The 9,961-nt window shown below is 44.6% G+C and carries 7 protein-coding genes; 5 read left to right on the top strand and 2 right to left on the bottom strand.

Annotated features, from left to right (window positions below):
• Window positions 1-482: 482 nt before the first annotated feature.
• On the top strand, window positions 483-3,467 hold the full coding sequence (locus ACYVAC_RS14030) for a hypothetical protein (protein WP_461098321.1): 2,985 nt from the start codon (window positions 483-485) through the stop codon (window positions 3,465-3,467).
• Between the two features lie 73 nt (window positions 3,468-3,540).
• Entirely contained in the window at window positions 3,541-5,052 is a 1,512-nt protein-coding gene (locus ACYVAC_RS14025) for a flavin monoamine oxidase family protein (protein ID WP_461098320.1), read from the top strand.
• A 168-nt stretch (window positions 5,053-5,220) separates the two neighbouring features.
• On the opposite strand, the gene ACYVAC_RS14020 is transcribed toward ACYVAC_RS14025, so the two are convergent.
• The gene (locus ACYVAC_RS14020; protein ID WP_461098319.1) at window positions 5,221-5,877 is read right to left on the bottom strand and encodes a hypothetical protein; all 657 of its coding nucleotides are present in this window, start codon (window positions 5,875-5,877) and stop codon (window positions 5,221-5,223) included.
• 313 nt (window positions 5,878-6,190) lie between these two features.
• Here ACYVAC_RS14020 and ACYVAC_RS14015 point away from each other — a divergent pair, with 313 nt between their 5' ends.
• On the top strand, window positions 6,191-6,622 hold the full coding sequence (locus ACYVAC_RS14015) for a hypothetical protein (protein ID WP_461098318.1): 432 nt from the start codon (window positions 6,191-6,193) through the stop codon (window positions 6,620-6,622).
• Window positions 6,623-6,916: 294 nt separating this feature from the next.
• On the opposite strand, the gene ACYVAC_RS14010 is transcribed toward ACYVAC_RS14015, so the two are convergent.
• Window positions 6,917-7,885, bottom strand: a complete 969-nt coding sequence (locus ACYVAC_RS14010; protein ID WP_461098317.1) for an HTH domain-containing protein — start codon at window positions 7,883-7,885, stop codon at window positions 6,917-6,919.
• Between the two features lie 639 nt (window positions 7,886-8,524).
• Between ACYVAC_RS14010 and ACYVAC_RS14005 the strand changes: the two genes are divergently transcribed.
• Both ACYVAC_RS14005 and ACYVAC_RS14000 read left to right on the top strand, forming a co-directional pair.
• The gene (locus ACYVAC_RS14005; protein ID WP_461098316.1) at window positions 8,525-9,283 is read left to right on the top strand and encodes an IS5 family transposase; all 759 of its coding nucleotides are present in this window, start codon (window positions 8,525-8,527) and stop codon (window positions 9,281-9,283) included.
• Window positions 9,284-9,413: 130 nt separating this feature from the next.
• Window positions 9,414-9,665 (top strand): hypothetical protein, encoded by a 252-nt coding sequence (locus ACYVAC_RS14000; protein ID WP_461098315.1) that lies wholly within the window; start codon window positions 9,414-9,416, stop codon window positions 9,663-9,665.
• Window positions 9,666-9,961 lie beyond the last annotated feature (296 nt).

Raw genomic sequence — 9,961 nt, 5'->3', positions numbered from 1 at the left:
ACTTCCGCACCACTTCCGCACCACTTCCGCACCACTTCCGCACCACTTCCGCACCACTTCCGCACCACTTCCGCACCACTTCCGCACCACTTCCGCACCACTTCCAGGTCAGAAGCTCACGCTTCTGACCTGAGCATTTAGTAGTATATAGCATATAAATACCTGCAGAGCGCGTCTACATAACATCGACTCTGGTAGGTCGCCATCACGAGCGGGTTGAGCTACCCAAATCGCCCGAACGCTCTACTTTAAACCGGTCCAGTTTGGTGGGAACAGGTCACATCCAAATCGTCCTAACTCTCTGCTTCAAAACGGTCTAGTTTTGCGGGGGGAGGTCAGATAGCACAACGCCGTCGGAGTAGTTCGTAATCATCCAGTGAGTAGATATGTACTGGTAAGGCAGCACCTTCAAAAACATACTCTCAGGGCCATAACCAACAATTTTTGGATATATTTCGGACGAAGCATTTAATTGGATAGTAATGACTACGACTACCACACCTAAAAAGGAGGCAATAGTTAAGCTGACTCAGATCACTCAAATTTTGAGCAAAAGGGATCTGGAAGCAAATCAGCAACTCGTTAACGATTTCTTTACGCTTTACGTCGATGAAGCCAACTTTCCTGACGAAGATGAACGAGAAGGACCTGAGAAAATAAAAGGCAGAATCACTGAAATGCCGGTGGAACCATCCGCTGCTGACATAATAGTGAACCGACCTGATCCCTTCACACATCTGCTGTGTCTCGAACTAATAGATTTAGAGAACAAGCGGGAGTTGGCAGCCGGATGTATTGTTGAATACTATCCAATAAGTAAGTGTGCTTTAATCACGTACGTTTTCGTTAGCCCTGACTGGAGAAGGACTAAAATTAGCTATAAGAATGAAAGTAAAGGTTTAGCTGAAATTTTGCTTACAGATGAAGGTGAAGGCTTGCCGAACCTTATCCAGTATTTCACCAATACTTATGCCAGCAAAACATTAGAGAAGGATGAACCGAAAAGAGTTCAGGCTGTCTTCTTTGAATCGAATAATCCCTTACTGACGGCTAAGGATTCGATGCCACCCCATAAACGACTTAATTTTTTCAGGGACTTAGGGGCAAAACGAATTGATTTCGACTACGTACAACCACCCATCGGAGCGGGAAAACCCCCGGTCAAAAATCTTTTACTTCTTATTTTTCCCCAGTTCAGTGCAACTGGGTCTATGTACGTACCTGTCTTAACTATAATAACCTTCGTTCTGGAATTAGCCAAAGGGCTTGACAAAAATCAGGATGATGATAAAGATAAATACGGTAAGGTTCGATTCCAAGAAGATATAGACACGCTGGCTACCATCAGCAAGGTGATTACACATGATGCCGAAAATGCTGTTTCTATCGACATGCAGAAGTTTATCGAAGCTCCTGACTTAGAGCAGAAACGATTTACACTTAAAGGATACCCTTCTTCCGGAAATGGCAAAAATATCTTACAGGACATGTTTACCGACTTGCTGCAAAATGCATACACAGGAACCGCACTAATCTATCTATCAGAAATTCCAAAAACGGAAGATCCCAAATTCAATTTCAAACGAGCCTCTATTACTCTGCATGTCCTAGTCGATGAAGATTACTATAAGGTGACCAGCCACCGATTGACCCAGGAAAATGGGCACTTTGTTAAACCGCTGCCTGATCCTTCATCTGAGGATAGATCAGGTAAAAGTAGTATAAAGTCCGAGCGACCTACCATACAACCTGAACTGATGTACTGTCCCGTGTGTCACTCCTTTGAAACAGATCTGTTTTCGTACCATAATCAGTTCAACACCCCCTTTTTTACAAAAAGCTTTCTGTTCGATAAGTATGTGATTGTTCGGTTCCCCGCAAGTATGCCGTTTACTTCGGAAGGCAGGAAAGAGCAGATGGATATAGTGCAATGTTATGAACAACCTACTCCGTATAGCTATCAGCGCAAATCTGACAGACAGTACCAATACATACCGCTGCGGTTGGCGGTTAGTTATACATATTTTGATCGGAGCAATGTTAGGGTATGGAACTTATCCTTTTCGTCCTGCGACGAATTGCCTATTAACGAATATATCATTATCAAGCTTAGTAAATTTTTTACCGGTTCGCAGGAAAATAAATCGTTAGACGATAAACATAAAGAATTACTTGACAAAATTGGCTTTCTGGTCTGCGATTACGACTCGGCAATCCAAGTAAAAGAAAGTGGATCGGTTGATGAAGCAGCCAATCATTTTCGTCCTTTACACAAAGCCTTTTTTGGGAAGTATTCGATGATTGACGTTCATTATGAACTCTCGCTTAGAGGCTATCGTCGAAATGAAGTTCATAGCCTTTCTTTTAAATGCGATGAGCGAAATAATGCCATCATCGACAATAGCACTATTTTTGACGAGGAGGTCACCTACAAAAACGTAAAAACCGGGACTGTTCAAGTGGACATGAGCGATGATTTTATTGATCTTACCACAAACAATAAACAGCGCCCAGACGGTTGGAAGCGTTACCTATCAAATCTGTTCAATGATCTGTACTACACAATAAAGACAGATACAGATACGACAAGCATTTCCAAAGAGGAGGAAGACGATCCCGGCTGGCGTAGCGAAACGGTGTTTAGAGAAGACGTGGCTAAAATGCTTTGTGGGACAACGCTTGGTATTTTTGATTATGATCGAATGGGGTTTGAAGAGATAGAAGATACGCTCACTCCGCGCCCGGTTAGCGCTAAAAAGTTTAGCTTTCTAACCGTTAACAGAGGAGCCTTGACCTCATATCATGTTCAAACGGACAGTGTTCTGAATTCAGCTTGGTACACTCTTGGAGCCAGTCCGTATTTAATCATACCCAATGCCGTTCTAACGCATAATGAGTCCGTGTTACTGGACGCCGATGATATGTTGGATGGCTTGTTGTCGGATTTACAGACTGGTGAAAAAGCGTTTAAGGTCAAGCCTGAACTGTTTGTGGGCCAGAGAAACTACGTTAACGACCTGTTGAACGACGATTACCTGAAGAACGTGTTTCACTACAAAACCGAGCGAGACCTGTATGATTATGGCTCCTCTCATCGAGGTATCGAAAACGGCTTACAGGCTGCTCAGGAAAAACTGAAGCAAGTTGACATTATGATTGATCAATTACGAAATGTTCGACAAAGCAGTTATCAGAAAACGGTCGAAGTTTTAGGCTTTTTTATAAGTTTGGTTTCTATATTTTCTGTTCTTAAAGAAATATTTACTATGTCTCGCACTACAAGTTGGATGACAGGGCTTGAAACATGGATGAATAACCAATGTGGAGTATCTGGCGAACCTGCAATTCTCCTTCTAACCTTGACTATATTTATACCGGTAGCATTAGGTGCTGTGTATTGGTATAACCGCTTCAAATCAAAGACTCCCGTGTTAACGTTAGGTGCAGGCAACTATGTTTCTCCGTAACGGCATGCGATGACAATCGTTGTTAAACAACGTAGAATGTTGTTGTCGTACTGCTAATTTTACTCTTTGACATATGGGTATAGGTCGAGTACCTTCCATCGTTCGTTTAATATCCGTAGGAAGCGCTTTAAGTCCTGAGAAAGCGCTTTCTCGCCGTGTATTCTTTCGGGACAGTTCACGTTTGTTGCTGGCAGGCGGAATGCTGCCTTTTCTAACGAAGTGTCGCCCCGTTCGTTCAAATCTAAAACCGCGCATCGCCATTATTGGGGCGGGCATGGCTGGCTTGACAGCCGCTTATTATTTGGAAAAGTCAGGTCTTACAGCTACAATTTACGAAGCGCAGGACCGTTTGGGGGGGCGGGTTCTGTCAGCCAAGGATCTGGTAGCCGATGGAGTTATTACGGAAATAGGTGGCGAGTTTATTGATAGCACACATGATGACATACTGAACCTGTGTCGCACATTCAATTTGTCCTTGCTAGACACTCAAACGCCCCAGGAAAGAAACCTTATTAGCCGCGACTATTTTATCGGGGGGCAACGCTACTCGGAGCAAGCCATCATTCAGGCGTTCGGTCCAGTGGCGGCCCGGATTCAGCGCGATGTTGCGAGGCTTCGGACGGCTTCAGGTTCTCAACAAACTGCAACGGCGGAACTAGACTACCTTTCTGTTGATGCTTATCTGCAACGGGTCGGTTTGTCAGGGTGGTTATATGAGTTGCTGACTACCTCGTTCACCAGCGAGCTGGGCATTTCGTCGAGCGATCAGTCAAGCCTGAATTTGCTAAATTCACTGAGCACTGATACATCGAACGGTTTTGAAATCTACGGCAGCAGCGACGAACGCTACAAAGTCGTTGGTGGCAATGAGCGACTTATACAGGGGCTATACTCGGCCGTTAAAAGTGAAATTCGAGCTAAACATTTGCTGACCCGACTGGCAGCTACCGGCTCCGGTTACTCGCTCAGCTTTGACAATGGTACAAGTGCAAACGCAGACGTCGTCATTATAACTGTACCCTTTTCCGTCCTACGAAATGTAGAACTGCAGGTTGACATGCCGAAGCGTAAGCGGCAGTGTATTCAAGAACTGGGCTATGGTACTCAATCAAAAATGTTTATTGGGGTTTCGGATCGGGTCTGGCGGCACCAGGGCTACTCAGGTTATGTACTAAGCAATCGAGTCCATAACGGATGGGACAGTAGCCAGATGCAGAACGGCAACGCCGGACCTGGTGGTTATAGCTTGTTTTTGGGTGCTGACAAGGGCAAAAATTTAACGATCAATCAATACGAATCTTATCTGACTGAATGCGACATTGTTTATCCAGGCATAGCGCAGGCGGCCGACCGAAGCCGAAAGGGTTTTTACAACTGGAACAACAATCTGATGGCCAGGGGGGCATATGCCTGCTACAAAGTAGGACAGGTTACGAGTATTGGAGGCATAGAGTCGCAGTCGGTGGGCAACATTTTATTTGCCGGTGAGCATTGCAGTGGGAGTTTTCAAGGCTATATGAACGGAGCCGCTGAAACTGGAAGGAAAGCTGCTGAGTCTATCTTACGGCGCGTCAAGCACTTGTGAGTTAAAACGTATGAAATACGCGATAAATGTGTACGTGCCCACACTACACTACTCGCCTGCCGTACATTGAATTCAAGATTGCGACCAAGCAATATGCCAAATTCTAGGGTAACTCATGGTAAACGCCTGTTGCATTAATATCTGAATTCGGCTGCGCTTTGCTGTTGTTTATTCTACTAAGGCGTATTCCGTGTTATCATCCGAACCAAAGTATTTAATCGCTTCTCTCTTGAAGTTGTCTATGGTAAAATAGTTCATAGTCCCCGCTACCAAAGCTCCTACCCCAAACGGTATAAGCTTACCAAGCGCAATGCTACCTCGTTTTGTACCAAATTTTGTAAGTAGACGTACTCCTACAACTTTATTAATTTGTCCCAACACTTTTTTCGGGAAGTGCCTTTTGAACTGAGTTTTGGCAATTTGTCCACCAATTACTGCGGCTAAGTTTTTTGATACGACTATTGCGCCACTTTCCAAGCCGAGTACAGTTATGAATTCCTGATCGAATTCAGCTTCAATATCCTTGCCAAAGATAAAAGCAGTTCCATAGCAAATCGCTCCCATCCACCTGAACATCAAGGCTAAGTCAGCTGATATGGTACCCAGCTCGACTGCCGCTTGGGCTGCGGTACCAAACCCCGGAATTATGCTGGGTAAGGCTGAAGTAACTCCTATCGACGTGTACTTTGTTCGAATGCGGTTTCCGTATAATTCGGCTAGCTCGCTCTTACTTTTCGACGGGTAATTTTTACGTAGCTCCTCCACTTCTTTTTTAATCTCGGAAAACGGAGGTGAAACAGCATTAACAATTTGTAATAGATCCATAAGATTATGGTGTAAATAGATATTTAACTTACTGGCTGTTCTTACATTCAATAATAAGTATAATGCAACTTAACACAAACAATCTATTGCTAATTATTTTTTAAATGGTAATATACTTTTTCGTGCAGAGTAAGAGCGCCTTTTGGAATAGTTGAAACCTGAGAATCAGGTCATCTTTGTAGCGACCGCCCGGCGGCCCGGCAAGCTTACAAACAATGACTCATCAGTGGAGCCCACTAACTGACTCTCAGTGGGCGGCAATCGCTCCGGCGACCCGGTTCGCCTTTTTTACTGCTTCAGCGCAAACGAAAATATGATCTCCGCCCTATTGTCAACGCTCTGCTGTGGCAACTCCGCACGGGATGTCACGGGGCCGCCCGCGCAGTGGCGCAATTTGCAATTCGAGTCCCTGCCCAGGCAAAGCATCTGCTACTACTTCCATCGCAGGAAACTCGACGGAACCATCGAAAAACTCAATGCCGCCTTGAATCAGGCCGACCGAATCCGAGCTGGCCGGGCAGCATTCCCTTCGTTACTTTACATTGATTACAAATCGATTAAGATAGCCCCAATGGGTAGCCAAGCACGCGGCTTATATGTCCACAAGGCCGTTAATAGACGCAAGCGGCTCTGGATGGTTGGGTTACAAGGGGCAAACCAGGCCGACGGACCGGCGGCAGTCGAGTTGATTGGCCATGTGCTGTGGCGATGCGGTGAACGATTAGAAGTAATCTGCGGCGACTAGGCTTACAATGGCGTATTCAAAGAATCGTTAGCTGATTGGAGCATTAAATTTGAGAAAGCTTCCCGACCCGAATCGGTCCGTGGCTTCGTTCCCATCGCCAAACGATGGGTCGTAGAACGATCCATCGCGTGGACTAATTTTTTCCGTCGGTTGGTGAAGGACTATGAGTACACCACATCTTCTTCGGTATGCTGGCTTTGTTTAGCCAGCATACAGCTTATGTTGCAGCGTTTGCCAGCCACAAACCAAGCATAATTTCAAAACACGTTCTTAGGCTTTCTACTGAGTGGTTATTCACTTATCATTCATTCCTTTTTCTTTAATGTGCTTTGTTAATTCTTCAGGCTTTAATACTTTGTCATATTGGCTTTTTACTTTGCCGAGTTTACAATCCTCGGTGATTAATTTGAGAAAATCACTGAAGTCAGAATTTTCATTTGCAAGTCGGTTCACAGTATCCCAATCAATTTCCTGATTTATTCGTGACGGAAACAGAATTTCACTTTCGAATACGTTCTCAGTATTTAATTTGATTATGCCGATTCCAAATGCGTTATTTAGCCTCCTAACTTCATCTTTGAACGTTGGGTCGTCATCAATATTTAAAGCAACTAAATATCCTTCATTTGCCCAACTTGAATTTGAGACAGCTTGAAAGAAAGATTGTCTTAAATTACCAAAGTTTAAAGATATTTTTAATTCGAAAGAAAACAATTTGATTGAAGTAATAGATAGATAGTTTTGAATTTCTAAAGTTTCTGGTTTATAGTCTCTAAACGGAAAATATACGCCAACTAGATCTGGATGTAGCCACTCATTCTGCCCTTTTATAGCTTTAGACGAACTTTCGTGATAAATAGTTTTTAGGTTTGCTTTAAAGTGCCCATCGCCGTAAGTATATGAAGTCAGAATAGAGTGTAAGTCTCTTTCGTGAAATTTTTTAGTCTCTATCTTATCTTTTTTCGCTTCCTCTGTATCCTTTTGTTTCTGAACTTTTTGAACATCAATAGTGTGAGCGAGCTTTCTTAAGAAAAACTGTGCTGGTCTTCCGCTTGTCTGAATAATCGTTGAACCATCACCGTTGTTGCTAATATCTGTGTAGCAATATGCAGCAATTGTTGCCCAAGGAGTTTTACCTGTGGTTGTAAAGTCGCCTATTGTACCAAGCTCATTTGCTTTTTTCCAGATTTCGGTGGATGATAATGGTGTACCAACTTTTTCGATTGTTCGCTCGATAACGTCCCAGAATGTAGACTTTGCCATATTAAAAATTTACTGATGTGGTAACCCTTTAATTAGGGCTATATATTACAAGCTAAAATAGAGGACAAATTAATATTGGCAGTACGTACTATTTCTTCCATGTACATTCTTTTGTCAGAAGTTGTTTCTCATGGTCCATCTGTAGTACGTGTTGTTGTCCAAGGGACTTCGGCATGACGGCCAACACCCATATTTTAGTGCTGTCCACAAGTAGTTTACCTGTCGCTAGGTACGTAGCAAACCAACCGAAGCGTGCTGTCCAAAGGATATTGACCTGTCGACCAAGATGCGAAACGCCAAGAAAAAAACACTCACTATCGATTAGTTATCTTGTCGACCACTATGAGTACTATAAACTTGCATGTACGGGCCACCCAACACATTCATGTGTTGATGGCGAGGAACGAGCCTTTACACACATAAACGGTTGGGCTGTCAAAATCTAACCTTTCGCTCTGCATCCTGTCGCCGAACATCTGCCATGCAGAGAAACAATATCTACAAACCGCTTTATTACGCCGATAAGTGAAGCTAAGAGCATATTGGGGAATCTCAAAAAGCTGGTAGTCAGGTCAACTTTGTAGCGACTAAGCTTACAAATAATGACTTCTCAGTGGCAACCACCGCTTCGGCGGTCCGATGACTGACTACCAGTGGACGACAATATCGCCCTTTTTTGATCTTCAGCGCAAGCGCAAACATGATCTTCGACGAATGGTCGACGCAATTTTATGGCTACTCCGCACAGGCTGTCAGTGGCGAAACTTGCCCCCTGATTGGCCCCACTGGCAGGCCGTGTATTACTATTTCGACCAATGGAAAGCTCAGGGCACCTTCGAGCAGATGAATGCGGCTTTAAATCAATTAGATCGACTCAATGCCGATCGCGAAGCATATCCTTCAGCATTATGTATTGACTCACAATCGGTTAAGCTATCGCCACTGATTGATAATTACTGGGGCACCGACCCACACAAACGAGTCAACGGGCGTAAACGGACCTTCGTCGTGGATACTCAGGGACGACTCTGGCTGGCGGATGTAGATGCGGCCAATCAAGCCGACGGTCCACTCGCTAAATCACTTGTTGTGTCGATCCTTTGGCGAGCAGGTGAACGGCTGGAGAAAATTTTTGGCGACCAAGCGTATAATGGGGTATTCGCGACTGAACTAGCCAACTGGAGTATCGAGTTTGAGAAAGCCTCCCGGCCTGAATCAGCGCGTGGTTTTGTGCCGGTGGCCAAACGATGGGTCGTGGAGCGCAGCATTGTCTGGACGAGTCATTTCCGGCGGGTTGTCAAAGATTACGAGCATACCGTATCATCTTCGGTGAGCTGGCTGTATCTAGCCAATAGCCAGATCATGTTACAACGAATTGAAACGTTTTACCAAATGTAATTCCCCAACACGTTCTAAACGAAACCGGTCGACGCTGTTTCCTCATTCTGACCCCGAACTGGATGAATTGCTTGATGAATTGTTCGGCGCAAATGGTATTACGTCGTCTAATTAAAATTCGCTCACGACAATGGCTAAACAACCCAATCACACGGCGATGGTTCAGGCTACCCGTGCTGCCAGCCAATCCAGCAATGCCCTGTCTGACTTTATGAAAACGTTGGATATCGGTAAGGAGGTCGAAGAACAGGAGAAAGCGGCTGCGGAAGCTAAAGCGGACGTGGATGCCTCCTCTAAAGAGATAGCCGATGACGATCCGTGTTTGTCGCCCAAGCCGGCACGCGCTTCACTAACCTGTCGAAGTCCTCATCCAAACCATTGACGGCTGGCTCAATGGACGCGTTCGTCGAGCAGTTCATTGTCTCCGCTAGTACCCGATCAAGCGCCCATACCAAACAGATGCGGATAAACGGTGTATCCGATGTTACTCTGGATCGCGTCGTTCTATATGGCAATCATTAAGGTCGCCGGGTAACGAAACAACAACTAGCTGATGCAATCATCGGTGCTTTCTTTGAAACCCATCAGGAATTGCTCATTGAGATTAATAATTCTATAATCAGCAGAATGCAGCAAGATTTTTAATCAGGCAAATCGATGCCGTGAAAGTTGTGAACA

This window comes from Spirosoma luteolum (genome assembly GCF_054778875.1).
Note: the sequence above shows the minus strand (reverse complement) of the source record. Positions and strands in the feature narration are given on the sequence as shown.

Bases quoted from the DNA above. Each gene is read 5' to 3' on its own strand.
- ACYVAC_RS14020 (WP_461098319.1), bottom strand. From the start codon at position 5,877: ATGGATCTATTACAAATTGTTAATGCTGTTTCACCTCCGTTTTCCGAG.
- ACYVAC_RS14030 (WP_461098321.1), top strand. From the start codon at position 483: ATGACTACGACTACCACACCTAAAAAGGAGGCAATAGTTAAGCTGACT.
- ACYVAC_RS14005 (WP_461098316.1), top strand. From the start codon at position 8,525: ATGACTGACTACCAGTGGACGACAATATCGCCCTTTTTTGATCTTCAG.
- ACYVAC_RS14015 (WP_461098318.1), top strand. From the start codon at position 6,191: ATGATCTCCGCCCTATTGTCAACGCTCTGCTGTGGCAACTCCGCACGG.
- ACYVAC_RS14010 (WP_461098317.1), bottom strand. From the start codon at position 7,885: ATGGCAAAGTCTACATTCTGGGACGTTATCGAGCGAACAATCGAAAAA.
- ACYVAC_RS14025 (WP_461098320.1), top strand. From the start codon at position 3,541: ATGGGTATAGGTCGAGTACCTTCCATCGTTCGTTTAATATCCGTAGGA.
- ACYVAC_RS14000 (WP_461098315.1), top strand. From the start codon at position 9,414: ATGGCTAAACAACCCAATCACACGGCGATGGTTCAGGCTACCCGTGCT.